The following is a 25,717-nucleotide window of genomic DNA, read 5'->3' on the forward strand; positions in this document are numbered from 1 at the left end:
CCCGGATCCCTCAGGCGGGAGCCTTGGAATCCAGGCCACGGACCAGGCGGCCCACCTCCGCGCGGAGATGGACGAAGTCCGGGTGCTCGCGGGTCGTGATCTGGTCGCGAGGGGACGGCAGGTCCACGGTCAGGTCGCCGACCACGTTGGCCGGGGCCTTGGACAGGACCACGACGCGGTCGCCCACGTACACGCTCTCGTCGATGTCATGCGTGATCAGCACGATCGTCATCTGGTGATGCCCCCGCACCTGCAGGACCAGGTCTTCGAGGTCCTCGCGGGTCTGGGCGTCGACGGAGCCGAAGGGCTCGTCCATGAGCATGAGGGTGGGCCTGTAGGCCAGCGCGCGGGCGATGGCCACGCGTTGCTGCATGCCGCCGGAGAGCTGGAAGGGGTACTTCTTGCCGGCGTCGGCCAGGCCCACGGATTCCAGGGCTTCGCCGGCGGCGGCCTTGCGCTCGGTCTTGTTCATGCCCTTGCGCCGGAGCGGCAGGGCGACGTTCTCGGCCACGGACATCCACGGGAACAACGAGCGGCTGTAGTCCTGGAAGACCACGGCGAGGTTGTCGGGGGTGTGCGTGACCACCTGGCCGTCGACCTTGATCTCCCCGCCGGTGGGGGTGATGAGGCCGGCGATGCTGCGCAGCAGCGTGGACTTGCCGGCGCCGGAGGGGCCGACGACGCACAGCAGTTCGCCGTCGGCGACCGTCAGGGAGAGACCTTCGATGGCGTGGTGGGCGGTGGGCCCGCTGCCGTAGGTGTGGCTGAGGTTGGCTATCTCGAGCAAGGCTGTATTCCTTGGGGGGCGCGAGTGACACTCCGACTCTATCGGAGGCCCGAATTGTGAGGCCATAGCGGATTTGGGAGTGATCACCGTGACTTTGTGCCGTTAAGTCCGAATTGGAGATTTCACTCAGCGAAAGTGCGGGCGGAAAAAACCACGAGTCATGAAATATGGTCACTTGCGGTAGAGCCTCCCCACCCACCGGAGCGCACCATGAGACGTACGATCTCCGTCCTCGCCGTGGTAGCCACGCTGGCCCTCGGCGGCTGTGGCCCCAGCAGCGAACCGGTGAGCCCCGGCGGGCTGGAGAAACCCGTCATCAAGGTCGGCGCGCTGCCCATCCCCGACGCCGCGGCCCTCTACATCGCCCAGGCCAAGGGCCTGTTCAAGGCGGAGGGCCTGACCGTCGAGCCCGTCACCATCCAGGGCGGCGCCGCCGCCTTACCCCAGGTCAAGAGCGGCGCCCTCGACATCTCCCACACCAACTACGTCTCCACGTTCCTGGCCGCCAGCAGGGGAGAGAAGATCAAGGTCGTCGGCGACCTGTACGGCGCGGCCCCCGGCACCTTCAACCTCATGGTCACCAAGGACTCCCCGCTCAAGTCCGCCGCCGACCTCCGGGGCAAGACCATCCTGGTCAACGGCCTCAACAGCGTCGGCGCCCTGGCCATCGCGGCCACGCTCAAGGGCGTGGGCGTGAACGCCACCGAGGTGAAGTTCGTGGAGAAGCCCTTCCCCGACATGGCCAACGCGCTGGCCGCCGGGCAGGCCGACGCCGGGTGGCTGACCGAGCCGTTCATCACCACCACCCAGCCCGGCCTGCGGGTGCTGGCCGACACCATGACCGGGCCGACCGCCAGCCTGCCGATCGCCGCCTGGATGACCACCGACGAGTGGGTCAAGGAGAACCCCAGGACGCTCGCCGCCTTCCAGCGGGCCATCGGCAAGGCGCAGCAGATGGCCGCCGGTGACCGCAAGGAGGTCGAGGCGGTCGTCCCGACGTACTCGAAGATCGACAAGGCCGCGGTGTCGAAGATCACGCTGGGGACGTTCCCGACCAGCCTCGACGCGGCCAGGGTGCAGCGGGTGGCCGACCTGATGCTGGAGTTCGGCTACCTCAAGCAGCCGCTGGACGTGAAGACGCTGCTCACCGGATGACCACCACGCCTCTCATCCGGGGCGCCGCCGGTGTCGCGGCGTTCCTGGCGGCGGTCGAGCTGGCCGTCCGGTTCGCGCTGGCCGAGGGCGTGGTCTTCCCGCCGCCTTCGACGGTGCTGCGCGAGGCGGCGTTCCTGCTGGCCGACCCCGAGTTCCTGGCCGGGGTGGCCGCCACGCTGCTCAACTGGGCACTGGGCCTGCTGGTCGCCGTGGCCGTGGCGGTGCCCGCGGGCGTGGCGCTCGGCACGCTGCCCGCCGCCGAGCGGGCCACCCGCCCGCTGCTGGAGTTCATGCGGCCGATCCCGTCCGTCGCGATCATCCCGCTGGCGATCCTGCTCATCCCCGTGGACACCGTGATGAAGGCCGCGGTCATCGTCTACGCCTCCGTCTGGCCGGTCCTCATCAACACGGTGTACGGCATGCGCGAGGTGGACCCGCTGGCCAAGGACTCCCTGCGCAGCTTCGGCTTCGGCCGCCTGGCGGTGCTGTGGCGGGTCAGCCTGCCCAGCGCCGCCCCGTTCGTGGCCACCGGGGTGCGGATCGCCGCCGGCGTGGCCCTCATCCTCGCGGTCAGCGCCGAGCTGCTGGCGGGCGGCAGCGCGGGCATCGGCGTCTACGTCATCAAGGCCGGCAGCGGAAACCGGACCGACCTCATGCTGGCCGCCACGCTCTGGGCGGGCGCCGCCGGGCTGCTGGCCAACACGCTGCTGCAGGCCGCGGAGCGCAGGCTCTTCCACTGGCACGAGGCCAGGACGTGAACCGGTTCTGGTTCGTCCCGCTGGTGGTGGCGGTGTGGGAGGCGCTCACCAGGCTCCAGGACGACCTCGACTTCCCGCCGCCCAGCACGATCGTCGCCCGCATGCACGAGCTGTGGTTCTCCGGCCCGGCCGCCCGGCTGTTCCTGACGGACGCCGCGATGGCGAACCTGCTGCCGAGCCTGACCCGCATGTTCACCGGCTGGACGCTGGCCGCGGCGGCGGGCGTGCTGGCCGGGATCCTGATCGGCCGCTCCAGGACCGCCCTGGAGTACGTCGCGCCGCTGATCCAGTTCGGCCGCTCGGTGCCGCCGCCCCTGCTGCTGCCGTTCTTCTTCGTCCTGCTCCAGGGCAGCCTGGCCACGCAACTGGCCGGGATCGTCTTCGGCGTCGTCTGGCCGGTGCTGCTCAACTCCATCGACGGCGCCCGCTCGGTCGAGGTGCTGCAGATCGAGACGGCCAGGGTGTTCGGGCTCTCCCGGGCCGAGCAGATCGTGCGCGTGATCCTGCCGGCCGCCGCGCCCAAGGTCCTGGCCGGGCTCCGGCTGAGCCTGTCGCTGGCGCTGATCATGATGGTCATCTCGGAGCTGTTCGCCGGCACCGACGGCATCGGGTACCAGCTGCTCCAGGCGCAGCGGAGCTTCGACACCCCGGCGGTGTGGGCGGCCATCGCGTTGCTCGGTCTGCTCGGTTACCTGGTGAACTCCCTGTTCGTGCTGGTCGAGCGGCGCCTGCTGGGCTGGCAGCGCGCCTGAGGAGACGACTAGAAGGGGCGCCGGATCGCGGGCGCGTAGCCCGCGGATTCGATGCCCCACGAGGAGACCGAGGACGGCGTCAGCTCCAGCCATTTCGGCCCGCCGCCGCGCACCACGTGCTCGCCGCCGGTGTCGTGGAACTGCGCGGTGCCGCGGATGAGCAGCCCGCGCGGGGTGCCCTCCTCGGTGTAGTCGTCGACCACGATCGCCAGGTGCGGATTCTCCGTGGCGTTGTCCTTGTAGACGCGCCGCTGCCCGCGCCCGGGCAGGTCGCGGGCGCCGATCTCCAGGGACGTCGCCTTCTCCGACAGCCGGAACCGCACCGGCACCACGTGCGGAAGCCCGTCGGCGCCGGCGCTGGCCAGCCGGCCGAGCGTGTGGTCGCGCAGGTAGGCGAGCTCGCGGTCAGTGAACACCGGGCCTCGCGATGTAGGAGCCGATCGGACGGCCGGCGAGCTTGCCGGCGTCCAGGACGTGGTGGCCGCGCACGAAGGTGTCGGTGACCCGGGCGGTCAGCTCGAACCCCTCGAACGGGGTGTACTCCTGTGCGGACTCCGACTCGGCCGCGCGCACCGTCCAGGTCCGGTCCGGGTCCACGAGCGCGATGTCGGCGTCGTACCCGGGCGCGATCATGCCCTTGGACCGCAGGCCGTACCTGCGCGCGGGGTTCCACGCGGTGAGCGCGGCGATCCTCCCGTACGGCAGGCCGCGCCGGCGCCCTTCGGAGACGAGCCCGGGCAGCAGGTATTCGGCGCCGCCGAAGCCCGCCTTGGCCACGAACACGTCGTCCCGGGGCTCGCCGAACTTCAGCTCCTCGCGGCAGCAGGCGTGGTCGCTGACCACCCAGTCCACGGTGCCGTCGAGCACGTACTCCCACAGCGCCTCGACGTCCTCCTGCGGCCGGATGGGCGGGTTGACCTTGGCGCCCAGGCCGCTGGCGGTCTCCACCGAGGCCAGCAGGTGCCCGATGGTGACCTCGCGGCGGAAGTCGATGTGCGGGAAGGCGGCGGCCATGCGCACGGCGGCGTCCAGCGCCTTGCGAGAGGACAGGTGGAGCAGGTTGATGTTGGCCAGGCCGGTCTCGTGGGCCAGGTAGGAGGCGATGAAGACGGCCAGGCCCTCGGAGTGCGGCGGCCGGGAGGCGCTGTAGGCGGCCAGGCCGCTGAGCTCGCCGGAGTCCTCGACCAGCTTGGTGTAGGCGGTCATGATCTCCGCGGTCTCGCAGTGCAGCGACAGCGAGATCTCGTCGGCCAGGTCGGGGAAGCGCTCGCGGGCCGCCTGGACGCCGCGCATGACGAACTCGAAGTGGGCGTAGTCGTAGCGTTCGCCGTCGGGGAGCATGAGGAAACGGCTCTGGTCGTTGGAGCGCCCGTGCAGGCCGTGCCCGCCGTAGAACATGAAGATCTTGAAGCTGGCCACGCCGTACTTCTCGATCAGCTCGGGCAGTTCCGCGATGTGCGCGCTCGACATGGGCGCCAGGTGGAAGCCGTAGTCCACGTAGGCCCGGCCGTCGGCCTGGGCCAGCACCTCGGGGTAGAAGTCGGAGTAGGGCCCGCCCTTGTTGAGGTAGTACTGCCCGGTCCGCATGTAGGTGAGGGCGGTGGTGACGCCGCCCTGGGCGGCGGCCCGGCTCTCGGTCGCGGCGTCGTCGGGCAGCGGGTTGTAGATGCCCCAGTGCTGGTGGGCGTCGACGACACCGGGGAAGGCCAGCTTGCCCTGGCCGTCGATGACGTCGGCGCCGGGTGGCAGGCCGGGGGCCACCTCGGTGATCTGGCCGTGCCGGACGGCGATGTCCGCGGCGACGGGCTCGTCACGCTCGGGGGTGACGACCCGCACGTTCTTGATCAGAAGGTCTGTCATGGACGCCTCCGATGGTGGTGCCAGGCGAGGATGCGGCGCTCGCCCATGAGGAACAGGGAGTTGAGAAGGAAGCCCAGGACGCCCAGGAGCACGACGCCGGCCCACAGGGCGGCCATGTCGGCGTTGCTGGTGGCGAGGCTGAGCAGATAGCCGATGCCCTCCGTGCTGCCCTTGAGCTCGGAGACGACCATGAGGATGAGCGCCAGCGAGACGCTCAGCCGCAGCCCGGCGAAGATCTTCGGGGCGGCCGCGGGCAGGATCACGCGCAGGAGCCGCAGGTGGACGGGGAGGCCGAACACGGCCGCGGTCTCCAGTTGCAGGGGTTCGACGTGCCGGGCGCCGTCGATGGAGTTGAGCAGGATCGGCCAGATGATGCCGAAGACGATGGTGGCGACCTGGACCTCGGTGCCCATGCTGAACAGGACGAGGAAGACGGGCAGCATGACCGGCGGCGGCACCGCCCGGCCGAACTCCACCAACGGGTCGATGTAGTCGGCCAGCCACAGCGTGCGCCCGATCGCCACGCCCAGCAGGACACCGACCAGCACGGCCACGGCCCAGGAGCCGACCACTCTGGCCAGGCTCGGCCAGACGTGCCCGATCGCCTCCTCGGCGATGAACATCTCGTACAGGCGCGTCAGGATGCGTGAGGGGGAGGGGACGTAGGGGCTGGCGATCGCCAGCGTGGCCAGCTCCCAGCCGACCAAGACGACGGGGATCAGCCAGAGCCGCTTGACCAGGATCTTGATCATGTGGCTCGCCACCTGAACAGCCGCCGCTCGGCGCGCAGCAGCACCGCGTTGACCACGAGCCCGACCAGGCCGGCCCAGATCAGCGTGGCGATCACGTCGAGCATGGCCGACGCGCCGATGCCGGTGCTGGCCTCGATGAGGAACCTGCCGATGCCGGAGGCGCCCCCGACGAAGTACTCGACGCTGATCGCGAGGATGAGCGTGATGGAGGCGGCCAGCCGTACCCCGGTGAAGATGAACGGCGCCGCGCTCGGCAGCGCCACCCGCCACACCACGGCGCTCGCGCCGAAGCCGAACGAGCGCAGGGTCTCGGTGGCGACCGGGTCGACGTCCCGCACGCCGTACAGCGTGTTGATGAGGATCGGCCACGAGGCCGCGTAGACGATCAGCGCGATCTTGGCGTTGATCTCCGGGGTGAAGAAGAACAAGGCCAGCGGGATCAGCGCGACGGACGGGATGGGCCGCAGGAACTCCACGATGGCGCGCGTGCTCTCCTCCACCGCGGGCACCGTCCCGAGCAGCAGCCCGATCGGTACGGCCAGCAGCACCGCGAGCAGGAGCCCGATGATCGCGGCGACCAGCGTGGCGGCCAGATCGCCCAGGAAGATCGGATCGATGGCCATGGTGGCGAACCTGATCAAGGAGTCGGAGGCGTTCGGCATCCAGTCGACCAGCCCGGCGCGGCCGACGGCTTCCCACAGAAGCAGAAAAGCCGCCACGCCGACGACGTGGCGGACGAGCTTTGCCAGGGGGACGCGGGCGAGCGGGTCGCGCTCGCGCCGCGTTCCGTTGTCCGCTGTCGTCATCCTTGAGGGTTGACGATCATCGAGCTCACGTCCATCTTCGCCTTCAGGAAGCCGTATTCGGCCATCAGGTCGGCGACGCGCTGGATGCGCTGGGCGTTCAGCGTGGTCGGGTAGTTGCCGAGGTTGATTGTCGCGGCGGTCTCCGCGGGGATCTTGGTGAACGTGGGCAGGATCTTGGTGACCGCGTCACGGTCGGTGGCGGCGATGTTCTGCGCCTTGGCCATCGCGCGCTGGAAGGCGGCGAGGGTCTTCGGGTTGGCGGCGATCCACTTCTCGGTGGCCGCCCAGCCCGTGATGGGCAGGCTCTCGGTGGGCCCGGACATCGTGTCGATCAGCATGGTGGCGCCGAGTTCGCTCTCGGCCTGGCTGACGTACGGGTCGGTCATCCACACGGCGTCGACGTCGCCCTTGTCCAGCGACGACAGCCAGTTGGTGGTCGGGATTTCGACGTAGGTGACGTCCTTGGCGGGGTCCACACCGTTGATCTTCAAGTGGGGGTTCATGGTGAGGACGCCGAGTCCCTTGAGGGAGTTGACGCCGATCTTCTTGCCCTTGAGATCGATGATTTTCTTGACCGGTGAATTCTTGGCGACCATCACGCCGAACGCCCCGGTGGCGCCTTGATAGGAGTCGGCGATGTACTTGAACTTCTCCTGGCCGCCTTCCTGAATGGTCAGGATCGTGGCGTAGCTGCCGAGCACGACGTCCATCTGCCCGTTGCTGAGCTTGGGCAACACCATCTGGGGTGCCTGGATGGGCTCCTGCTTGACGTCCAGGCCCTCCTCCTTGAAGAAGCCGCGCTCCATGGCGATGAACAGCGGCGCCGAGTCCGCACCCGGGTACTGCCCGATCAGGAGGCTGGTCTTCTCAAGGCCCGAGGCGTTGGTGGAACCCCCCGGTTTCTGGCTCGACCCGGCGTTCGAACACCCTGTAATGACCAGGGTTGTCGCCAGGCCGATCAAGGCTATACGCCCTAGAGCACGTAACTGCATCCCGTGTCTCCTTTTGTACCGGGGGGTGTGAGCGACGATGACACGCACTGTAACGCACGAGGAGCGATTTAAAGGAGATATAGTGGATATGTCAGTTTTAGCCTTTTGTCTGCCGGATTTAAATTGGCCCGCGTGGTTTGTCCGGATATATGGCGATTTGTGGGTGTATGTCGTGTGGATAGCGAGGTGGCTTTCCGGATAAGGTCGGGGTGCTATCACTACGTGACGGTGTAAGGGGTGTCGTGGCAGACGTCGATGGTGAGGCTCCCTACGGATTGAATCTGTCGGAGGCCAGCCCTGCTCGTGTGTACGACTACCTGCTCGGGGGCAAGGACAACTTCGCTGTCGACCGGGCAGAGGGAGAGCGCATCCGCGCCCTCATGCCAGGAGTCGAGATCGGAGTCCGCGCGCAGCGCGCGGTGCTGGGCAGGGTTGTCAGGTTCTTGGTCGGAGAAGTCGGGCTCCGGCAACTCATCGATATCGGCACGGGGTTACCGACAGCCGAAAACGTCCACCAGGTCGCCCACTCTGTTGACCCAGAGGTGCGTGTGGCCTATGTGGACAACGACCCGCATGTCCTGGTGCACGCGCGAGCGCTTCTGGCCAGAAACGTCAACACGCTCGCCGTCCGCGCCGACCTGCGCGAGCCCGCGGTCCTGCTGGCCGATCGGGAGCTGAGCGCGCACGTCGACCTCAAGCGACCGGTCGGCCTGATCCTCTGCGGGATCCTCCACCACATTCAGGACGAGGACGATCCCTGGCACATCACGAAGCAACTGGTGGCCGCCCTTCCCTCGGGCAGCTACGTCTTCATCCACCACCTCCTCAATCTGGGCGACGAGCAGAGCCGCAACCTGCTGGAGGCACGGACCACCCGCTACCGGACCAAGGACGAGATCGCCCGCTTCTTCGTGGGGCTGGAAATGGTCGAGCCAGGACTGGTAGGGGTGCCCGACTGGCGCCCGGATCCCGAGCAGCACTTCCAGGACGACCACCCCGTCCTGCGACTCGCGGTCGCCGGTGTCGGCCGCAAACCCTGAACCCATCCGCAAGAGGTGTTTCCCCATGGGGCTTCGTGAAGACATGCCGCTGCTCGCCCGCCACGAGGGCGAGTGGGAAGGCACATATACGCATCTGGACGCGGACGGCAACCTGCTCGACCGCCACCGTTCGCACCTGACCTGCACGATCGTGGACGACACGACCTACCACCAGGTCAACCGCTACACCTGGGACGACGGCCGGACCGAGGAGATCCAGTTCCCCGGCGCCTACCTGGGCGGCGGGCGCTGCGGCTTCGACACCGAGCGCATCAAAGGCGAGTTCTGGGAGCTGGACGAGTCCACGATCTACCTGAGCTGGGTCTACAAGGCCGCCGGCGCGGACCTCAGGTTGTTCGAGCTGATCGTGCTGAGCGAGGACGGCAAGAGCAAGAGCCGGGTGTGGCAGTGGATCAAGGGCGGTGTCTGCGTCAAGCGCACGCTGATCGACGAGCGCCGCGTCGCCTGAGCCGCCTCCGGCCGTCCGCCGTCGCGGACGGTCACCCGGCTCTGACGCGGAGTAGAGTGGCGCGTTGACAGCGTCTCTCCGTTGATGATCATATAGCCCCCGCTATCGCCGCCCCACCTCCGGAGACACGATGTTGAAGCGCCGCGGTCCCTCCTTCGCTATCGCCTTATCCGCTCTCCTGCTGACCGGCCTCGCGCCCGGCGCCGCAACCGCCAACGCGGACATCGACGACCCCTACGCGCCCGGACCCGTCTACCGCACGGTCACCGACGACGCCGGCCAGCTCCAGCTGCAGTCGATGGGCCGCCCCGACGGCCAGGACATGGTCTTCCGCATCTCCGGCTCGGTCTACGCCAACGTCGAGGGCAACGCCCTCGACCCCCAGATCCGCCACGGCCAGAAGCTGTTCAACATCGAGGGCTTCAACATCCGCCGGCTCTACCGCGTGCCCGGCACCACCCAGCTCCACCAGCTCTCCCGCGAGATCGTCTTCTACACCAGCCCTGCCAACCCGCAGCAGATCCTCACCCAGTGGGCCAACCCCGTCGACGGCAAGACCTACCCGGTCGTCCCGATCAACAACGACAGGGTGGCCTTCGGCCCGTTCAACGTCACGCCCTCCTTCGTCGGCCCGCCTCTGCAGCAGCGGCACGAGGAGACCGCCTGGACCAGCGACATCCCGGTCAACGCCAACTTCGGCACCACCCTCGGCGAGCGCTTCGGCCTCAAGAACGGCGTCTACAGCGCCATGGAGATGTTCGACTTCTACGTCGACAGCTACGAGCGCTCGGTCCGCACCGTCGACGGCACCCTGCCCACCGGCGCCATGAAGACCAAGATCAGCTGGAGCCGCACCAGCCCGTGGGCGCCCTTCATGTGCCTGCCCGAGGAGAGCGTCCAAGGCCAGCTGACCTACCACGCCCGAAGCTGGGCGCTCAACTCCTACGCTGAGGTCGAACCGTGGATCCGGGCCGTCGTCGACCTTCAGTACCCGCTCTACCAGGCCGCCCCGACCGACCCCGGCCCCAGCGAGAACTCCTGGACGTCGTTCTACAACAAGCAGCTGGGCCGGGGTGCCACCACCTGGGCCCAGTGGTGCACCACCAACGGAAGGTCATCATGACGCAGGTCAGGAACCCGCTCACCGGGGAAACCGACCGCCTGCTCGCACCACCGTCGCCCGCGCAGCTGTCGGCCACGGCCGCCGGACTGCGCGCGGCGGCGCCCGCCTGGCGCGAGGCGGACCGCGCGGCCGTGCTCTCCCGCTTCGGCGCCGCGCTGGCCGCCGACGACGACCTGCTCGCCGCCCTCGTGGCCGACACCGGCCGCACCGGCGAGTCCGTCCTCGAGCGGCAGATCGTGGCGGGCATGATCGAGCGATGGGTACGGCAGGCGCCGGACCTCCTGGCCCCGCCCGAGGAGCAGCCCGCCGGCCTGCCCGGCATCGTCGTGGGCGGTGAGGCGGTGCCGTACGAGCTGGTCGGGGTGATCAGCCCGTGGAACTTCCCGCTGCTGCTCGGCCTCATCGACGCCATCCCCGCGCTGGCCGCCGGATGCGCGGTGCTGGTCAAGCCGAGCGAGGTGACGCCGCGCTTCATCGAGCCGCTCATGCGCCTGGTCCCCGGCGACCTGCCGCTGCGGGTCGTCGAGGGCGGCGCGGAGACCGGGACCGAGCTCGTCGGCCTCGTGGACACGGTCGTCTTCACCGGGAGTGTGCCCACCGGCCGCAAGGTGGGCGAGGCCGCGGCCCGCGCGTTCATCCCCGCCTTCCTGGAGCTCGGGGGCAAGGACCCGGCCATCGTGCTGGCCGGCAGCGACCTCGACCGGGCCGCCGCCGCCATCCTGTGGGGCGGCACCGCCAACGCCGGGCAGTCCTGCCAGTCCATCGAGCGGGTCTACGTGGAGCGTGCCGTACACGAGGAGTTCCTGGCGCTGCTGGCCGACAAGGCGGCCAAGGTCACGCTGACCTGCGAAGGCGGCCCGATCGGCCCGCTCATCGCGGCCCGCCAGGCCGAGGTGATCACCCGGCAGCTCGCCGACGCGGTCGAGCGCGGGGCGTTCGTCCACACCGGCGGCCAGATCGAGCGCCACGGCGGCGGCCTGTGGTGCCGCCCGACGGTCGTGTCCGGCGTGGACCACACCATGGCGCTCATGACCGAGGAGACGTTCGGCCCGATCCTGCCGGTCATGGCCGTGGACGACGCCGACGAGGCGGTCCGCCTGGCCAACGACTCCGCGTACGGGCTGTCCGGCGCGGTGTTCGCCCCCACCGAGGAGGCCGCCCGCGCGGTGGCCCGGCGCATGCAGGTGGGCGCGGTCAGCGTCAACGACGCCTCCCTGACCGCCCTCGTGCACGAGGGCGAGAAGAACTCCTTCAAACTCTCCGGCCTCGGCGGCTCGCGCATGGGCAAGGCGTCGATCAGCCGGTTCGTGCGCAAGCGCGCCCACCTGGTCAACCGCTCCGCAGGCGCCGACCCGTGGTGGCACCGGTGACCGCCTACCGGGCGCTGGCCCTGCAGCTGGAGACCCGGGCGGTCACCGGGCTGGCCGACCCCCGCGCCGAGATCAGGGCCGCCATCGCCCGCGTCGACGTCGGCCTCGGCGGCTCCAAGTCCTGGATCGGTCCCGACCTGCGGCTCGTCGTGCTGCCCGAGTACGTGCTGACCGGCTTCCCCATGCGCGAGGGCGTCGCCGAATGGCGGGACAAAGCCGCGATCGCCCCCGACGGCGAGGAGTACAAGGAGCTGGCCGAGATGGCCGGCCGCCACGGCGTCTACCTGTGCGTCAACGCCTACGAGAGCGACGAGCACTTCCCCGAGCTGTTCTTCCAGGCGTGCGTGATCCTCTCGCCGGACGGCGAGGCCGTGCTGCGCTACCGCCGGCTGCACTCGATGTACTCGCCCAGTCCCTACGACGTGTGGGAACGCTACCTCGACGTCTACGGCATCGACGCGGTGCTGCCGGTGGCCAGGACCGCGATCGGCAACCTGGCCGCCATGGCCTCGGAGGAGATCCTCTACCCGGAGCTGGCCAGGTCGCTGGCGCTGCGCGGCGCCGAGGTCTTCTGCCACCCCACCTCGGAGGCCAGCGCGCCCGCCCTGACCCCGAAGGCGATCGGCCGCCGCGCCCGCGCGATCGAGAACATGGCCTACGTGGTCTCCGCCAACAGCGGCCGCCTGACCGGCATCGCCATCCCCGGCGACTCCACCAACGGCGGTTCGGAGGTGCTCGACTTCGAGGGCAGGGTCCTGGCCGCCGCGGGCCCGGGCGAGTCGGTGATCGCCTCCGCCGAGCTGGACCTGGACGGGCTGCGCCGCTTCCGCACCCGGCCGGGGATGGGCAACCTGCTCTCCCGCGTCAAGCCCGCGCTGTGGGCCGAGGAGTACGCCCGCCACGACGTGGAGCGCCCCGACGGCCTGGCCGGCGCCGAACCCGGCCGCGCCTGGTTCGTGGCCCGCCAGAAGGATGTCATCTCCCGTCTTTACGGCTGAGCCGTACGGCATCTTCCGTCTTTACGGCTGAGCCGTACGGCCCGGCAAAAGGGCCCCCGAAAAGGGGGCCCTTCAGCGTGCGCCGGTACGGCTGGCGCGGTGCCAGCCCAGCAGCGCCCGCTCCACGCCGATGAAGAGGGCGTTGAGCAGGATGCCCAGAACGCCGAGGAGCACGATGCCCGCCCACATGGCCGGGATGTCGAACTCGCTCTGCGCCTCCAGCATGCGGTGGCCGATGCCCTCGCTGCTGCCGACCAGCTCGGAGACGACCATCATGATCAGCGCCAGCGAGACGCTCAGCCGCAGCCCGGCGAAGATCTTCGGGGCGGCGGCGGGCAGGATGATGCGGAAGACCCGCTGCACCCGGCTCAGCCGGAAGACCGTGCCGGTCTCGACGTACTGCTTGTCGACGAACCGGGCGCCGTCGGCGGAGTTGATCAGCACGGGCCACACGACGCCGTAGACGATCGAGGCCAGCTGCATCGGCGTGCCGATCTTGAACAGGAGGAGGAAGACCGGCAGCAACGTCGAGGGCGGCACCGACCGGCCGAAGTGGATCAGCGGGTCGGCCAGCGCCGACAGCCAGCGCGAGCGGCCCAGCAGGAGTCCTATCGCCACGCCGGCCGCCGCGGCCATCGACCAGCCGGCCAGCAGCCGGGCCAGGCTCGGGACCAGGTCCGCCACAGCCTCCTCGGTGAGGAAGACCCGGGACAGCGGCCCGGAGAACCACATCTCGTGCAGCCGGACCACGATCCGGCTCGGGGGAGGGAAGTAGGTCGCCTGGGCGCTCTGGGTCACCAGCTCCCATGCGAGGACGGCCACCGGCAACAGCCAGTACCACGCCAGCCTGCGAATGATCATGACGTCGACCCCTGGTGCCAGTGGAACAAGCGGCGCTCGCCGGCCATGAACAACGCGTTGGCCGCCAGGCCGATCAGCCCGGCCCAAATGGTTCCGGCCAGCATCCTGTCGATGCGGTTGGCGCCGCTGGCGAGGGAGAGGAAGTTGCCGATGCCGCCCCCGCCGCCGGCGATGAGCTCGACGCTCACCGCGACGATCAGCGTGACCGACAACGCGATGCGGATGCCGGTGAAGATGAAGGGCGCCGCGCTGGGTAGGCTCACCCGCAGGACGACCGACAGGCCGCGGAATCCGAAGCTGCGCAGGGTCTGCTTGGCCAGCGGGTCGACGTCGCTCAAGCCGTACATCGTGTTGATGAGCAGCGGCCAGGAGCAGGTATAGACGATCAGCGCGATCTTGGCGTCCTGGCTCTCGGTGAACAGGAACATCGCCAGCGGGATCAGCGAGACCGAGGGGATCGGCCGCAGGAACTCCACCAGCGGCCGGACCGAGCGCTCCACCACGGGGACGGTGCCCAGCAGCAGTCCCACGGGCACCGCGGTCGCGACGGCGATCGCCAGCCCGGCCAGGCAGGCCAGCAGCGTGTTGGCGACCTCGGCCAGGAACGCGGGCTCGAAGGCGATCTGGACCGTGGTGACCAGCACGGCCGAGACCAGCGGGAGCACCCCGGGGTCGATGACCCCGAGGCGTCCCAGGGCCTCTACGAGAACGAGGAACCCCAGGACGCCGGCGGCTCCCAGGATTCCTCGTCGGTTGCGGAGGGTGTTCATTCGACCTTGGAGGCGATGAGTGTTGAGACGTCCATCTTCGCCTTGAGGTAGCCGTAGCCGTGGAGCAGGTCGGCCAGCTTCTGGAAGGCGGCCATGTCCGGCTCCATGCCGAAGGTGCCGAGCTTCATCGCGGCCACCGCCGGCGCGGGGATCTGCGTGTAGGTCGGGACCACCTCGTTGATGGCGTTGCGGTCCTCACCGGCGATCTTCTGCGCCTTGGCCAGCGCCCGGTGGAAGGCCGCGGCGGTCTTCGGGTTGTCGGCCAGCCACTTCTCCGACACGCCCCAGCCGTCGATCGGGATGCCCGCGGTCGGGCCGCTGGTGGTGTCGATGATCTGGGTGGCGCCCTCCTTGACCGCGGCCGACAGGAAGGGCTCGACCAGCCAGGCGGCGTCGACCTTCTTGGTGGCCAGCGCGCCGAGCTGCTCGGCGAACTGGATCGCGACGAACTTGACGTCCTCCGGCTTGAGCCCGGCCTCCTGCAGGTGGGCGTTGGTCGTGGTCTGGCCGAGGGCCTTGAGCACGTTGACCGCGACGGTCTTGCCCTTGAGGTCGGCGGCGGCCTTGACCGGCGAGCCCTTGGGGACCACCACGCCGGCGATGCCGGGGGCGCCGGTCTGCACGTGCTGGAAGAGCTTGAGCTTGGCCGCGCCGGAGTCCTGGATCGCCATCAGCGAGACGTAGCTGGTGAGGAAGGCGTCCATGCTGCCGTTGAGGATCTTCGGCATGACCGCCTGCGGCGCCTGGATGATCTCCGTCTTGACCGTGAGGCCCTCCTCCTTGAAGAAGCCCCGCTTCTCGGCGATGTACAGCGGCGAGGACGAAGGCACGGGCACCACGCCGACGGTGATCGTGGACTTCTCCAGCCCGCCTCCGGAGGACGGGGCGGCGGAGCCGGTCGTCTTCGTGGTGGTGGTCCCGCCGCCGCTGCCGCACGCAGCGAGGGCGAGAACGGTCGCGCAGGTGACGGTGATGACCCGCGTTAATCTCATGTCTGCGCTCCTGCTACTGCTCGGGTCCGTTGAAGACCATGGTCGGGACGTCGATTTTGTTCTTGAGGTAGCCGAACTCGTGCATGAGGTCGGCCACGCGCTGGATGCGCGTCGCGTTGAGCGAGGTCGGGAAGGTCCCCATGGCCATGGTCATGACCGCTTCCTTGGGGATCTGGGTGTAGGTCGGCACGACCTCGGCCAGCGCCGCGCGGTCGGTGGCGGCCAGGCGCTGGGCCTTGGAGACCGCGCGCTGGAAGGCGGCGGCGGTCTTGGGATGCTTGGCCACCCAGGCGTCGGTGCTGCCCCAGCCGTCGATGGGCAGCGACTCGGTGGGGCCGGTGTTGGTGTCGAGCAGGATGCGGGCGCCGCTCTGCTGGGCGGCCGACAGGAAGGGCTCGACCAGCCAGGCCGCGTCCACGGTGCCGGTCTTCAGCGCGGCGATCTGCGCCTGGAAGTCGATCACGACGAACTTCACGTCCTTCGGCGTGAGCTCGTTGATCTGCAGGTGGGCGCTGACGGAGAGCTCGCCGAGGTTCTTGAGCGAGTTCACGGCGATGGTCTTGCCCTTCAGGTCCTTGGGGCTCTGCAGCCTGGAGTCCTTCGGTACCACAACCGCGGCGATCCCCGGAGCCCCCTGGAGGGTATCGGACAGGATCTTGATCTTCTGGCCACTGTCCTGAAGGTTTAGGAAGGACACGTAACTGCCTTTGAAGACATCCATGCTGCCGTTGGCGATCTTGGGCATGACCGTCTGCGGCGCCTGGATCATCTCCGTCTTGACGGTGAGGCCCTCCTCCTTGAAGAAGCCCCGTTTCTGGGCGATGAAGACCGGCGCGGACGACGGCACGGGGGAGACGCCGATCGTGAGCGTCGTCTTCTCAAGGCCCCCACCTGCGGAGCCGCCGGACGATGAGCTGGAACCGCCGCTGCAGGCGGCTAGGGAAACGGCCACGACGAGCCCGATTACGGACGCGCGGAGGGTAGGCCCGAATGTCATGAGTCTCCTCGACGGGGTGGTGCAAGGGTTCCGCACGCGCCCAAAGTGAAAGGTGGGAGCCCCGGGAACAGGCGGAGATCGTACCGGACCATCGATCACAATTGCCATGAAATCTACCGATTTGTGTTGTCCGAAATACCGCATGCTGACCACTATGTCCGAAATAATGATCTTTGAGGTGATAATGAAGATGTGATATGGCATGGAGTGGGTGATTTGACATGCTTGATGAGTCCGGTGATAGCGGAGTGTTGGCCTGAGTTAGGAGGATGTGCTCAAATAGCTCCTTGTTCCGAGGGTTGTCCCGTCTATCCCTCAACCCACCCCGTGGACCCCGCGAGAAAGTGCGAGTCACGTGAGGAAACGATCCGGCGCGAACCAGCGTGGCACGCACAGTCCGGTGCCCACGCAGGCACACTCCAAGGCCGGTGGCGGTAGGTTCCGACTCCGCAACTGGCGCGTGCGATGGCGGCTCATCGCGCTCATCGCGGTTCCGACGGCCGTCGGCGTCTGGATCGGCGGCCTGCAGATCGTCGACTCCATCAACCGGGCTAATGCGTACCAGCGTGTCCTGGAAAAGGCGGAATTGGGGGATTCCATCACGGAGCTCGTTCACGAGCTCGCCCTGGAACGTGACCGCGCCGTCGGCTACGTCGCCGCAGGTCGGCGCAAGGCCGCGGAAGCGGAATTACAAGCCGCCTTCGGCCCCGTCGACGTCGCCGCCGGCAAGTTCAAGCAGAAGGCGGCCGTCGTCATCAACGAAGCGCATGGCGAGAGCGTGCGCCTCATGGTCCAGCAGATGCAGGGCCGCCTGGCGGAGATCTCCTTCGCCCGCGACACCGTGATGACGACGCAACTTCCCGCGCTGCCGACCCAGCGCAAGTACTCCCAGATCATCGACGTCCTGCAGAAATTCCACGACGAGATCGGCCAGGGCGACGTCGACGAAACCCTCAGCAACAGCGTCCGTGCCTTCAGCGCGCTGACCCGCGCCAAGGACGCCGCCTCCCAGCAGCGCGGCCTCCTGACGGGCGCCGCCACGACCGGCGCCTTCCAGACCGGCGAGCAGGGCGCCTTCGTCGACGCCCGCGCCCAGCAGGAGAGCGAGATCGCCGCCTTCCGCTCGATCGCCTCCATCGACGAACTGCAGTTCTACGAGGACACCGTCACCGGCGCCGACGTGGACCGCGCCGCGATGTACCGGATGCGCGCGCTCTCGCAGGCCGTGGAAGGCTCGCCCATCGACCTCGTCCCCGGCGGCAACGAGGACGCCGACCGCTGGTTCGAGTCCATCACCGGCTCCATCGACAGCATGCGCACCGTGGAGAAGCGCCTCTCCCAGTCGATCAACGTGCAGAGCCGGGGCCTCAAGGACTCCGCCCAGACCTCCGCGCTCTTTGCCGCCGTCGGCTCCGGCCTGCTGCTCATCCTGGTCCTGATCGTCACCACCTTGATGGCGCGCTCGCTGGTCAGCCCCCTGCGCCGGCTGCGCAGCGAGGCCCTCCAGATCGCCGGCCAGCGCCTGCCCGACACCGTGCGCACCATGCGCGAGACCACCGACGCCGCCACACCCGCCGTGCCGCCCATCGGCGTCTCCTCCGACGACGAGATCGGTGAAGTGGCCCGCGCCTTCGACGAGGTCCACCGCGAGGCGGTACGGCTGGCGGGCGAGGAATCCCGGCTGCGCAGCAACGTCAACGCCATGTTCGTCAACCTCTCGCGCCGCTCCCAGACCCTGGTCGAACGCCAGATCACCCTCATCGACGGCCTGGAGCAGGGCGAGCAGGACGAGAGCCGGCTGGCCAACCTGTTCAAGCTCGACCACCTCGCCACCCGCATGCGCCGCAACAGCGAGAACCTCCTGGTCCTCGCCGGCCAGGACCCGCCGCGGCGCTGGAGCCAGCCGGTCAAGCTGGTCGACGTCGCCCGCGCCTCCCTGTCGGAGGTCGAGAACTACGAGCGCGTCGTCCTCCAGGTTCCCGACGGCGTCGCCGTCGCGGGACAGGCCGTCAACGACGTCATCCACCTGCTGGCCGAGCTCGTCGAGAACGCGCTGTCGTTCTCCCCGCGCGAGACCCGCGTCACCCTGTCCGGCAGCCGCATCGACGGCGGCGGCGTCATGCTCTCGATCACCGACTCCGGCATCGGCATGACCGCGGAAGAACTCGCCCAGGCCAACGACCGCCTCACCGACGCCCCCACCGTGGACGTCTCCGTCTCCCGCCGCATGGGCCTGTTCGTGGTCGCCCGCCTGGCACACCGCCACGGCATCCGCGTGCAGCTGCGCCCCCACGGCTCCGGCGGCCTGACCGCCATGGTGCTGCTGCCCGAGGCGCTGCTCGGCGCCCAGGCGCCCTCCATGGCCGGAGCCGGCGGCCAGCCCGTCAGCGCGCCGCCCCCTCCGCCGCCGCAGCAGCCCGTCATCGAGCCGTTCAACGGCACCCCCATGCAGTGGGGCCAGCAGATGCCCGGCGGCCACCCGTCCTTCCCGTCCAACCCGGCCGGGACCGGATCCTGGCCGTCCATGCCCCAGTGGCCCTCCTCCGACAACGGCGGCTGGCCGTCCGACCCGCGCAGCGGGCCCGACACCTCGGACGTGTGGGTCCCCTCCCGCGGCGCCGGCGGCTTCGGCAACGAGCCTCCGCTGCCCAAGCGGCAGCCGCCGTCCGCCCCGCCCTCCGAAGAGGTGACCAGCTGGTCGTACAACCGCGATCAACAACAACGGCCACCCAACCGCTACGACTTCCCGGAGACCGAGTCGGCCGCCACCGGCCCCATCCCCGCCGTGAACCAGGGCGACGAGTTCCTGCCGATCTTCGCCTCGGTGGAGTCGGCCTGGTTCGAGCACAACCACGAGAACGGCAACCAGAACTGGGGCTCGGCCAAGGCCGACGCCGGCTGGAGCGCGGCGGAAGCCGTACGAGAGCCGGTGCGGGACGCGCCCACGGCGGCGGGACTGCCCAAGCGGGTGCCCAAGGCCAACCTCGTCCCGGGCTCGGCCGACACGGCCAGTGCCCCGAAGGGCGTGGCGCCGGTGCGCAACGTCTCACCGGATCGGGTGCGCAGCAGGTTGTCCAGCTTCCAGCAGGGCTTCCGAGCAGCGCGTGATGACATCAGCGAAGGCAGGGCGTATCCCCCTGGCTCCAGAAACGTTGAAAGCAGGGAGGAGGGCGAATGAACGACCTGAGCCACGCGGCGCGCGGGGTCGACTGGCTGATCACTGATTTCGTCAGCACCGTTCCCGGGGTCGCCCATGCTGTAGTGGTCTCTTCCGACGGGTTACCGCTCGCGGCCTCCGCCGGCTTTCCGACGGACCGGGCCGATCAGCTCGCCGCGATCGCATCTGGACTGATCAGCCTGACCCAGGGCGCCGCCCGGGTGTTCGAGGGCGGGATCGTCAACCAGACGATCGTGGAAATGGAACGAGGCCTCATGCTGATCATGTCGATCAGCGATGGATCATGCCTGGCGGTCCTGGCCGCCCCTGACTGCGACATGGGGCTGGTCGCCTACCAGATGACCCTGATGGTGGACCGTGCCGGGCAGGTGCTGACCCCTGCGGTGCGTGCAGAGCTGCGCGCCAGCCAGACCAGGTGATCCCCGTGAGTGACCATCGCTGCGAGGTGTCCGGCTCGTGAACGGCCATACTAGCTGGAACAGCGGCGGCGGCTGGGAACCCCCGCCACCGCCCCACAACGATCCCGCGTCACCCGTGCGCCCCTACGCGGTGACGGGAGGGCGCACCGCGCCCAGGGTCAAGCTGGCGATGGAGGCCCTGGTGTCCTCGGCCACGGCCGAGCACCGGGAGTTCTCGCACATCACCCCCGAGTACCAGGCGATCTCCCAGCTGTGCCGTCAGGTGCGGTCGGTCGCCGAGGTCTCCGCGCTGCTGCGGATACCGCTGGGCGTGGTGCGGGTCCTGATCGCCGACATGGCGGCCGAAGGTCTGGTCCGAGTGCACCAGCCAGCGCTGGAAGCCGGAAGGCCGGACGTGTCTTTGCTCGAAAGGGTGCTCAGTGGACTTCGCAGGCTCTAGCCCCGGCCTCACCTCGACGAAGATCGTGGTGGCCGGAGGTTTCGGTGTCGGTAAGACGACGTTCGTCGGCGCGGTGTCGGAGATCATGCCGCTGACCACGGAGGCGGTCATGACCGACGCCTCCGCGGGCATCGACGACCTCGGGATGACGCCCCTGAAGTCCACCACCACCGTGGCGATGGACTTCGGCCGCGTGTCGCTGGATCGCGACCTGATCCTGTACCTGTTCGGCACGCCCGGACAGCACCGGTTCTGGTTCATGTGGGACGACCTGGTCCGCGGCGCCATCGGGGCCGTGGTCCTGGTGGACACGCGCCGCCTGGCCGACAGCTTCCCGGCCATCGACTACTTCGAAGAGGCGCAGCTGCCCTTCATCGTGGGCGTCAACGGCTGGGACGGGCAGTACCCGCACAGCGACGCCGAGGTGCGCGACGCGCTCACCCTGGCGCCGCACATCCCGCTGGTACGGCTGGACGCCAGGTCCAAGGACTCGGTCAAGAGCGCGCTCATCCATCTGGTCGAGCACGCGCTGACGGTGCGGATGGCCGTGCCCGGCTGGAACGGCTGAATGAGCGACTAGGCTGGGTCCAGACCACGCATAACCGCATCGAGGACTGGCCAACCACGTGTTCGAGACGCTTTCCGACCGGCTGACATCGGTCTTCTCCTCCCTCCGATCCAAGGGTCGGCTGTCCGACGCCGACATCGACGCCACCACCCGCGAGATCCGCATCGCGCTGCTCGAGGCCGATGTCGCGCTGCCCGTGGTCAAGGCGTTCGTCGCCCAGGTCAAGGAGCGTGCCCGGGGCACGGAGGTCTCCGGGGCGCTCAACCCTGCGCAGCAGGTCGTCAAGATCGTCAACGACGAGCTGATCGCCATCCTCGGCGGCGAGACCCGCAGGCTGCGCTACGCCAAGACCCCGCCGACGGTCATCATGCTCGCCGGCCTCCAGGGCGCCGGCAAGACCACGCTCGCCGGCAAGCTGGCCCGCTGGCTGCGCGAGCAGGGTCACGCGCCGCTGCTGGTCGCCGCCGACCTGCAGCGCCCCAACGCGGTCAACCAGCTCCAGGTCGTGGGCGAGCGCGCCGGGGTCGTCACCTACGCGCCCCAGCCCGGCAACGGCGTCGGCGACCCCGTGGCGGTCGCCCGCGAGTCGATCGACGTCGCTCGCCAGAAGCAGCACGACGTCGTCATCATCGACACCGCCGGCCGCCTGGGCATCGACCAGGAGATGATGAAGCAGGCCGCCGACATCCGCGACGCGGTCACGCCGGACGAGGTCCTGTTCGTGGTCGACGCCATGATCGGCCAGGACGCGGTCACGACGGCGCAGGCGTTCATGGACGGCGTCGGCTTCGACGGCGTGGTGCTCACCAAGCTCGACGGCGACGCCCGCGGCGGCGCCGCGCTGTCGGTGCGGCACATCACCGGCCGGCCCATCATGTTCGCCTCCACGGGCGAGAAGCTGGAAGACTTCGACGCCTTCCACCCCGACCGGATGGCCTCCCGCATCCTCGACATGGGTGACATCCTCACCCTGATCGAGCAGGCCCAGAAGACCTTCGACGAGGAGCAGGCCGCCAAGATGGCGGGCAAGCTCACCTCGGGCGAGAACTTCACGCTGGAGGACTTCCTCGAGCAGATGATGATGGTCCAGAAGATGGGCCCCATCAAGAACCTGCTCGGCATGATGCCCGGCATGGGGCAGATGCGCGACCAGCTCAACTCCATCGACGACCGCGACCTCGACCGCATCGCCGCGATCATCCGCTCGATGACCCCGGGCGAGCGCTCCGACCCGAAGATCATCAACGGCTCCCGCCGGGCCCGCATCGCCGCCGGCTCCGGCGTCACGGTCACCGCGGTCAGCAACCTCGTCACCCGCTTCTTCGAGGCCCAGAAGATGATGAAGCGGATGGCCGGCGGCATGGGCATCCCCGGCATGCCCGGCGGCCGGGGCAAGGTGGCCAAGCAGCAGAAGAAGAACAAGAAGGGCCGCCGGGTCAGCGGCGACCCGCGCAAGCAGGCGCTGGGCAAGGCGCAGTCCGCCGACGAGGACGCGCCCCAGCCCCCCAAGAAGGGCGGCCTGCTCGGCAACCTCGGCGGCGGGCCCAAGCTGCCGCCCGGCATGCAGCTCCCGCCCGGATTCGACCCGTCGAAGTTCCAGTTCCCGGGCGACGACAAGAAGTAGCGCCGCTTTCCGGCTTCACGGGTACGGCGGGGCGCCGCCGTACCCGTGTGCCTGTCGCTGGCAGTGTCCGCGGTCTGGCACAATGGCATGTTGGAACACCGTGACCAGGCGGGTGCCCTCTCACCTCCCGCAGGCCGCGTCTGTCCCTCGAGCGGCCCGCCATCGTGCCCCACTCGACGGCAAACCGTTCACCCACGCTCGATTGCAGGAGAGACCACACCCGTGGCAGTCAAGATCAAGCTCAAGCGGCTCGGCATGATCCGCAACCCGCAGTACCGCATCGTCGTCGCCGACAGCCGCACCAAGCGTGACGGCCGGGCGATCGAGGAGATCGGCCTGTACCACCCGAAGCAGAACCCTTCGCTCATCCAGATCGACGCCGAGCGCGCCGCGTACTGGCTGGGTGTGGGCGCGCAGCCGACCGAGCCCGTGCTCAAGCTGCTCAAGCTCACCGGTGACTGGCAGAAGTTCAAGGGCGAGCCGGCCCCGGCCCCGCTGAAGGTCGCCGAGGCCCCCTCCGACCGGCACGCCGCCTACGAGGCCGCCGCCAAGGAGGCCCTCTCCGGTGGCGACACCGGCACCTCCGCCACCACGCCGAAGAAGGCGAAGCCCAAGAAGGACGAGGCTCCGGCCGAGGCCGCCGCCGAGACCCCGGCCGAGACCCCGGCCGAGGGCGAGGGCTGACGTGCTCGAGGAGGCCCTCGAGCACCTCGTTAAGGGCATCGTCGAACATCCCGACGACGTCCGGGTCCGCGCACGCCGCATCCGCAGCGGGCGCGTTCTCGAGGTCCGGGTGCACCCCGACGACCTCGGCAAGGTCATCGGCCGCGGTGGGCGCACCGCCAAGGCGCTGCGCACCGTCGTAAACGCTCTGGCTGACGGCAAGTACGTCCGGGTCGACCTGCTCGACCTGCACGAAGCGGTCCGTTAGCCCGCAGGAGTCACGCGCCCTCATCGGTTCACCCGGTGGGGGCGCTCGCGTTTGGCCGGGGTTCAGCGCCGGGTGGGTCACGAGGACCGTTGCGGCGGGGACCACGTCCGACGTGAGAAGCGACCCTACGATCGGCGCCCGCGCGCGGCGGCGGGTGGCGGTGGCTGCGGCTCCGCCGTAACAGGAACGAAGGGGAAGAGATCGTGCAGCTAGTGGTGGGGCGGGTGGGACGGCCACACGGCGTGCGGGGCGAGGTCACCGTCGAGGTGCGCACCGACGAGCCCGAGCTGCGGTTCGCGCCCGGCGTCGCGATCGCGACCGAGCCCGCCGCGCGCGGGCCGCTGCAGGTGGAGACCCTGCGCTGGCACAAGGGCGCCCTGCTGGTGCGCTTCGCCGGGGTCGCCGGCCGTGACGCGGCCGAGGAACTGCGCGGCACCATGCTCGTCATCGACTCGGCCGACGTGGTGCCTTCCGACGATCCCGACGAGTTCCACGACCACCAGCTCATCGGGCTGGCCGTCGTCACCGCCGACGGCGCGCCCGTGGGCGAGGTGTCCGACGTGCTCCACCACGGGCAGGACCTGCTGGTGGTACGGCGGGGCAAGGGCAGGGACGACGCGCTGATCCCGTTCGTGAAGGCACTGGTGCCCGAGGTCGACCTGGAGGCGGGCAAGCTGGTCGTGGATCCGCCCGAGGGGCTGCTCGAACCATGATGCGCCTCGACATCGTCTCGATCTTCCCCGAGTACTTCACCCCGCTGGACGTCTCGCTGATCGGCAAGGCGCGCGAGCGCGGCACCCTCGACGTCCGCCTCCACCAGCTGCGCGACTGGACGCGCGACGTGCACAAGACCGTGGACGACACCCCCTACGGCGGCGGCCCCGGCATGGTCATGAAGCCCGAGGTCTGGGGCGAGGCCATCGACGACGTGATCGGCGACGGGACGCCGCGCATGATCGTCCCCACGCCCAGCGGCCGTCCGTTCACGCAGGAACTCGCCCAGGAACTCGCCCGCGAGCCGTGGCTGCTGTTCTGCTGCGGGCGCTACGAGGGCATCGACTCGCGCGTCATGACCGAGTACGGCTCCCGCCTGCGCGTGGACGAGGTCAGCATCGGCGACTACGTGCTGGCCGGCGGCGAGGTCGCGGTGCTGGTCATGGTGGAGGCCATCGGCAGGCTGCTGCCCGGCGTGCTGGGCAACGCGTGCTCGGCCGTGGACGACTCGTTCGCGCCCGGGGCGATGCGGAATCTGCTGGAGGGCCCGGTTTACACCAAGCCGCCGGTGTGGCGGGGGCACGAGGTGCCTGCCGTCCTGCTCAGCGGGCATCACGGGAAGGTGGCCCGGTGGCGGCGTGACCAGGCGCTGCGCCGTACCATCGCCAACCGGCCGGAACTCGCGGCCGGGCTGGACCCCGCGACGCTCGACAAGCACGACCGGGCGCTGCTCGGCGAGCTGTCGTTTCGCGTCGGGCCGGAAGATGTGGCAAACTGAAGCGCTGCCAACCCGTCATGTGGTTGGTTCGTCGTGCCCGGGGAACGCCCCGGGTTCACCCATGAAGCAGGCGTGTCCGCCGCGAGCCGCGGCCGGGTGGACCTCCGCGTGCTCGCGAAGACTTTGAGGTAACAGCTCTCATGCACACGAAGATCCAGGAGCTCGAGAAGGCGACCCTGCGCAGCGACGTACCGGGCTTCCGTCCCGGTGACACGCTCGAGGTGCACGTGCGCGTCGTCGAAGGCAACCGCTCGCGTATCCAGGTGTTCAAGGGCTTCGTGCTGCGCCGCCAGGGCGCCGGCGCCCGCGAGACCTTCACCGTCCGCAAGGTGAGCTACGGCGTCGGCGTCGAGCGCACCTTCCCGGTCCACAGCCCGGTCATCGAGAAGATCGTGCTGGTCACCCGCGGTGACGTCCGCCGCGCCAAGCTCTACTACATGCGCGACCTGCGCGGCAAGGCCGCGCGCATCCGCGAGAAGCGCGAGAGCGTGCCCGCCAAGTAAGGCGAGTCAAAAGAGCCCGGTACTGCTTTGCCGTACCGGGCATTTCTTTATATGGAGCGACTCGCAGGCCGGTGTACCGTC

28 protein-coding genes are annotated in these 25,717 nt (G+C 69.3%); 18 read left to right on the forward strand and 10 right to left on the reverse strand.

The features are described from left to right. Positions 1–10 precede the first annotated feature (10 nt). On the reverse strand, positions 11–787 hold the full coding sequence (locus FVE25_RS28110; protein ID WP_246267545.1) for an ABC transporter ATP-binding protein: 777 nt from the start codon (positions 785–787) through the stop codon (positions 11–13). 210 nt (positions 788–997) lie between these two features. Between FVE25_RS28110 and FVE25_RS28115 the strand changes: the two genes are divergently transcribed. From FVE25_RS28115 to FVE25_RS28125, 3 genes are read left to right on the forward strand one after another with little or no spacing between them, the layout of a single operon-like run. Next, the gene (locus FVE25_RS28115) at positions 998–1,942 is read left to right on the forward strand and encodes an ABC transporter substrate-binding protein (RefSeq protein WP_181019735.1); all 945 of its coding nucleotides are present in this window, start codon (positions 998–1,000) and stop codon (positions 1,940–1,942) included. Further along, on the forward strand, positions 1,939–2,700 hold the full coding sequence (locus tag FVE25_RS28120) for an ABC transporter permease (RefSeq protein WP_157250072.1): 762 nt from the start codon (positions 1,939–1,941) through the stop codon (positions 2,698–2,700). The genes FVE25_RS28115 and FVE25_RS28120 overlap by 4 nt, the downstream gene beginning before the upstream one ends. Then, positions 2,697–3,452: an ABC transporter permease gene (locus FVE25_RS28125; RefSeq protein WP_246267547.1), complete on the forward strand. Its 756-nt coding sequence runs from the start codon at positions 2,697–2,699 to the stop codon at positions 3,450–3,452. Before FVE25_RS28120 ends, FVE25_RS28125 begins: the two co-directional genes overlap by 4 nt. Positions 3,453–3,460: 8 nt before the next feature. Here FVE25_RS28125 and FVE25_RS28130 read toward each other — a convergent pair whose 3' ends face one another. From FVE25_RS28130 to FVE25_RS28150, 5 genes are read right to left on the reverse strand one after another with little or no spacing between them, the layout of a single operon-like run. Further along, positions 3,461–3,868, reverse strand: a complete 408-nt coding sequence (locus tag FVE25_RS28130) for a pyridoxamine 5'-phosphate oxidase family protein (protein ID WP_157250073.1) — start codon at positions 3,866–3,868, stop codon at positions 3,461–3,463. Next, complete coding sequence (locus FVE25_RS28135) at positions 3,858–5,312, reverse strand: dihydroorotase (RefSeq protein ID WP_157250074.1); 1,455 nt, start codon at positions 5,310–5,312, stop codon at positions 3,858–3,860. The genes FVE25_RS28130 and FVE25_RS28135 overlap by 11 nt, the downstream gene beginning before the upstream one ends. Beyond that, positions 5,309–6,064, reverse strand: a complete 756-nt coding sequence (locus FVE25_RS28140) for an ABC transporter permease (RefSeq protein WP_157250075.1) — start codon at positions 6,062–6,064, stop codon at positions 5,309–5,311. The genes FVE25_RS28135 and FVE25_RS28140 overlap by 4 nt, the downstream gene beginning before the upstream one ends. Next, on the reverse strand, positions 6,061–6,870 hold the full coding sequence (locus FVE25_RS28145; RefSeq protein WP_157250076.1) for an ABC transporter permease: 810 nt from the start codon (positions 6,868–6,870) through the stop codon (positions 6,061–6,063). Before FVE25_RS28145 ends, FVE25_RS28140 begins: the two co-directional genes overlap by 4 nt. Next, positions 6,867–7,832 carry an ABC transporter substrate-binding protein gene (locus tag FVE25_RS28150; RefSeq protein WP_157250077.1) on the reverse strand — a complete coding sequence of 322 codons (966 nt, stop codon included), beginning with the start codon at positions 7,830–7,832 and terminating at the stop codon, positions 6,867–6,869. Before FVE25_RS28150 ends, FVE25_RS28145 begins: the two co-directional genes overlap by 4 nt. Positions 7,833–8,104: 272 nt before the next feature. Here FVE25_RS28150 and FVE25_RS28155 point away from each other — a divergent pair, with 272 nt between their 5' ends. From FVE25_RS28155 to FVE25_RS28175, 5 genes are all read left to right on the forward strand, one after another. After that, positions 8,105–8,902, forward strand: coding sequence for an SAM-dependent methyltransferase (locus FVE25_RS28155; RefSeq protein WP_157250078.1), 798 nt, complete (start codon positions 8,105–8,107; stop codon positions 8,900–8,902). 25 nt (positions 8,903–8,927) lie between these two features. Beyond that, a complete protein-coding gene (locus tag FVE25_RS28160; protein WP_157250079.1) occupies positions 8,928–9,371 on the forward strand; it encodes a DUF3598 family protein in 444 nt (147 codons plus the stop codon). Positions 9,372–9,501: 130 nt separating this feature from the next. Then, positions 9,502–10,494 carry a DUF1838 family protein gene (locus FVE25_RS28165; protein ID WP_157250080.1) on the forward strand — a complete coding sequence of 331 codons (993 nt, stop codon included), beginning with the start codon at positions 9,502–9,504 and terminating at the stop codon, positions 10,492–10,494. Beyond that, positions 10,491–11,864 carry an aldehyde dehydrogenase family protein gene (locus tag FVE25_RS28170; RefSeq protein ID WP_157250081.1) on the forward strand — a complete coding sequence of 458 codons (1,374 nt, stop codon included), beginning with the start codon at positions 10,491–10,493 and terminating at the stop codon, positions 11,862–11,864. Before FVE25_RS28165 ends, FVE25_RS28170 begins: the two co-directional genes overlap by 4 nt. Continuing rightward, positions 11,861–12,862, forward strand: a complete 1,002-nt coding sequence (locus FVE25_RS28175; protein ID WP_157250082.1) for a nitrilase-related carbon-nitrogen hydrolase — start codon at positions 11,861–11,863, stop codon at positions 12,860–12,862. The genes FVE25_RS28170 and FVE25_RS28175 overlap by 4 nt, the downstream gene beginning before the upstream one ends. A 72-nt stretch (positions 12,863–12,934) precedes the next feature. Here the strand turns inward: FVE25_RS28175 and FVE25_RS28180 are convergent, their stop codons facing one another. Genes FVE25_RS28180 through FVE25_RS28195 form a run of 4 tightly spaced genes read right to left on the reverse strand, consistent with a single transcriptional unit; the run spans position 12,935 to position 16,482 of the window. Then, positions 12,935–13,723, reverse strand: a complete 789-nt coding sequence (locus FVE25_RS28180; protein WP_157250083.1) for an ABC transporter permease — start codon at positions 13,721–13,723, stop codon at positions 12,935–12,937. Further along, the gene (locus FVE25_RS28185) at positions 13,720–14,493 is read right to left on the reverse strand and encodes an ABC transporter permease (RefSeq protein ID WP_157250084.1); all 774 of its coding nucleotides are present in this window, start codon (positions 14,491–14,493) and stop codon (positions 13,720–13,722) included. The genes FVE25_RS28180 and FVE25_RS28185 overlap by 4 nt, the downstream gene beginning before the upstream one ends. Further along, entirely contained in the window at positions 14,490–15,485 is a 996-nt protein-coding gene (locus tag FVE25_RS28190; RefSeq protein ID WP_157250085.1) for an ABC transporter substrate-binding protein, read from the reverse strand. The genes FVE25_RS28185 and FVE25_RS28190 overlap by 4 nt, the downstream gene beginning before the upstream one ends. Positions 15,486–15,498: 13 nt before the next feature. Continuing rightward, the gene (locus tag FVE25_RS28195) at positions 15,499–16,482 is read right to left on the reverse strand and encodes an ABC transporter substrate-binding protein (RefSeq protein WP_157250086.1); all 984 of its coding nucleotides are present in this window, start codon (positions 16,480–16,482) and stop codon (positions 15,499–15,501) included. A 460-nt stretch (positions 16,483–16,942) separates the two neighbouring features. Here FVE25_RS28195 and FVE25_RS28200 point away from each other — a divergent pair, with 460 nt between their 5' ends. The 10 genes from FVE25_RS28200 to rplS all read left to right on the forward strand — a co-directional run bounded on the left by FVE25_RS28200 (position 16,943) and on the right by rplS (position 25,636). Beyond that, a complete protein-coding gene (locus tag FVE25_RS28200; protein ID WP_157250087.1) occupies positions 16,943–19,660 on the forward strand; it encodes a sensor histidine kinase in 2,718 nt (905 codons plus the stop codon). Continuing rightward, positions 19,657–20,079 (forward strand): roadblock/LC7 domain-containing protein, encoded by a 423-nt coding sequence (locus FVE25_RS28205; RefSeq protein ID WP_157250088.1) that lies wholly within the window; start codon positions 19,657–19,659, stop codon positions 20,077–20,079. Before FVE25_RS28200 ends, FVE25_RS28205 begins: the two co-directional genes overlap by 4 nt. Positions 20,080–20,116: 37 nt before the next feature. After that, complete coding sequence (locus tag FVE25_RS28210) at positions 20,117–20,518, forward strand: DUF742 domain-containing protein (RefSeq protein ID WP_425489508.1); 402 nt, start codon at positions 20,117–20,119, stop codon at positions 20,516–20,518. Further along, a complete protein-coding gene (locus tag FVE25_RS28215) occupies positions 20,499–21,086 on the forward strand; it encodes a GTP-binding protein (RefSeq protein ID WP_157250089.1) in 588 nt (195 codons plus the stop codon). Before FVE25_RS28210 ends, FVE25_RS28215 begins: the two co-directional genes overlap by 20 nt. A gap of 58 nt (positions 21,087–21,144) precedes the next feature. After that, a complete protein-coding gene (ffh, locus tag FVE25_RS28220) occupies positions 21,145–22,710 on the forward strand; it encodes a signal recognition particle protein (RefSeq protein ID WP_157250090.1) in 1,566 nt (521 codons plus the stop codon). Between the two features lie 222 nt (positions 22,711–22,932). Then, positions 22,933–23,394 (forward strand): 30S ribosomal protein S16, encoded by a 462-nt coding sequence (rpsP, locus tag FVE25_RS28225; protein WP_157250091.1) that lies wholly within the window; start codon positions 22,933–22,935, stop codon positions 23,392–23,394. Between the two features lies 1 nt (position 23,395). Continuing rightward, positions 23,396–23,641 carry an RNA-binding protein gene (locus tag FVE25_RS28230; protein WP_148033779.1) on the forward strand — a complete coding sequence of 82 codons (246 nt, stop codon included), beginning with the start codon at positions 23,396–23,398 and terminating at the stop codon, positions 23,639–23,641. A 203-nt stretch (positions 23,642–23,844) separates the two neighbouring features. Continuing rightward, positions 23,845–24,354 carry a ribosome maturation factor RimM gene (gene rimM / locus FVE25_RS28235; RefSeq protein WP_157250092.1) on the forward strand — a complete coding sequence of 170 codons (510 nt, stop codon included), beginning with the start codon at positions 23,845–23,847 and terminating at the stop codon, positions 24,352–24,354. Continuing rightward, positions 24,354–25,133 carry a tRNA (guanosine(37)-N1)-methyltransferase TrmD gene (gene trmD / locus FVE25_RS28240; protein WP_157250210.1) on the forward strand — a complete coding sequence of 260 codons (780 nt, stop codon included), beginning with the start codon at positions 24,354–24,356 and terminating at the stop codon, positions 25,131–25,133. The genes rimM and trmD overlap by 1 nt, the downstream gene beginning before the upstream one ends. A 140-nt stretch (positions 25,134–25,273) precedes the next feature. Further along, positions 25,274–25,636, forward strand: coding sequence for a 50S ribosomal protein L19 (gene rplS, locus FVE25_RS28245; RefSeq protein ID WP_157250093.1), 363 nt, complete (start codon positions 25,274–25,276; stop codon positions 25,634–25,636). Positions 25,637–25,717: the final 81 nt, after the last annotated feature.

It is taken from the genome of Nonomuraea typhae (assembly GCF_009760925.1).
Taxonomy (GTDB): Bacteria; Actinomycetota; Actinomycetes; order Streptosporangiales; family Streptosporangiaceae; genus Nonomuraea; species Nonomuraea typhae.

What these genes read in the sequence shown, in the direction of transcription:
- FVE25_RS28190 (WP_157250085.1), bottom strand. Translation starts at nt 15,485, where the DNA reads ATGAGATTAACGCGGGTCATCACCGTCACCTGCGCGACCGTTCTCGCC.
- FVE25_RS28115 (WP_181019735.1), top strand. Translation starts at nt 998, where the DNA reads ATGAGACGTACGATCTCCGTCCTCGCCGTGGTAGCCACGCTGGCCCTC.
- FVE25_RS28180 (WP_157250083.1), bottom strand. Translation starts at nt 13,723, where the DNA reads ATGATCATTCGCAGGCTGGCGTGGTACTGGCTGTTGCCGGTGGCCGTC.
- FVE25_RS28205 (WP_157250088.1), top strand. Translation starts at nt 19,657, where the DNA reads ATGAACGACCTGAGCCACGCGGCGCGCGGGGTCGACTGGCTGATCACT.
- rplS (WP_157250093.1), top strand. Translation starts at nt 25,274, where the DNA reads ATGCACACGAAGATCCAGGAGCTCGAGAAGGCGACCCTGCGCAGCGAC.
- FVE25_RS28140 (WP_157250075.1), bottom strand. Translation starts at nt 6,064, where the DNA reads ATGATCAAGATCCTGGTCAAGCGGCTCTGGCTGATCCCCGTCGTCTTG.
- FVE25_RS28195 (WP_157250086.1), bottom strand. Translation starts at nt 16,482, where the DNA reads ATGACATTCGGGCCTACCCTCCGCGCGTCCGTAATCGGGCTCGTCGTG.
- FVE25_RS28120 (WP_157250072.1), top strand. Translation starts at nt 1,939, where the DNA reads ATGACCACCACGCCTCTCATCCGGGGCGCCGCCGGTGTCGCGGCGTTC.
- FVE25_RS28135 (WP_157250074.1), bottom strand. Translation starts at nt 5,312, where the DNA reads ATGACAGACCTTCTGATCAAGAACGTGCGGGTCGTCACCCCCGAGCGT.
- FVE25_RS28145 (WP_157250076.1), bottom strand. Translation starts at nt 6,870, where the DNA reads ATGACGACAGCGGACAACGGAACGCGGCGCGAGCGCGACCCGCTCGCC.
- FVE25_RS28185 (WP_157250084.1), bottom strand. Translation starts at nt 14,493, where the DNA reads ATGAACACCCTCCGCAACCGACGAGGAATCCTGGGAGCCGCCGGCGTC.
- trmD (WP_157250210.1), top strand. Translation starts at nt 24,354, where the DNA reads ATGCGCCTCGACATCGTCTCGATCTTCCCCGAGTACTTCACCCCGCTG.
- FVE25_RS28160 (WP_157250079.1), top strand. Translation starts at nt 8,928, where the DNA reads ATGGGGCTTCGTGAAGACATGCCGCTGCTCGCCCGCCACGAGGGCGAG.
- FVE25_RS28170 (WP_157250081.1), top strand. Translation starts at nt 10,491, where the DNA reads ATGACGCAGGTCAGGAACCCGCTCACCGGGGAAACCGACCGCCTGCTC.
- FVE25_RS28165 (WP_157250080.1), top strand. Translation starts at nt 9,502, where the DNA reads ATGTTGAAGCGCCGCGGTCCCTCCTTCGCTATCGCCTTATCCGCTCTC.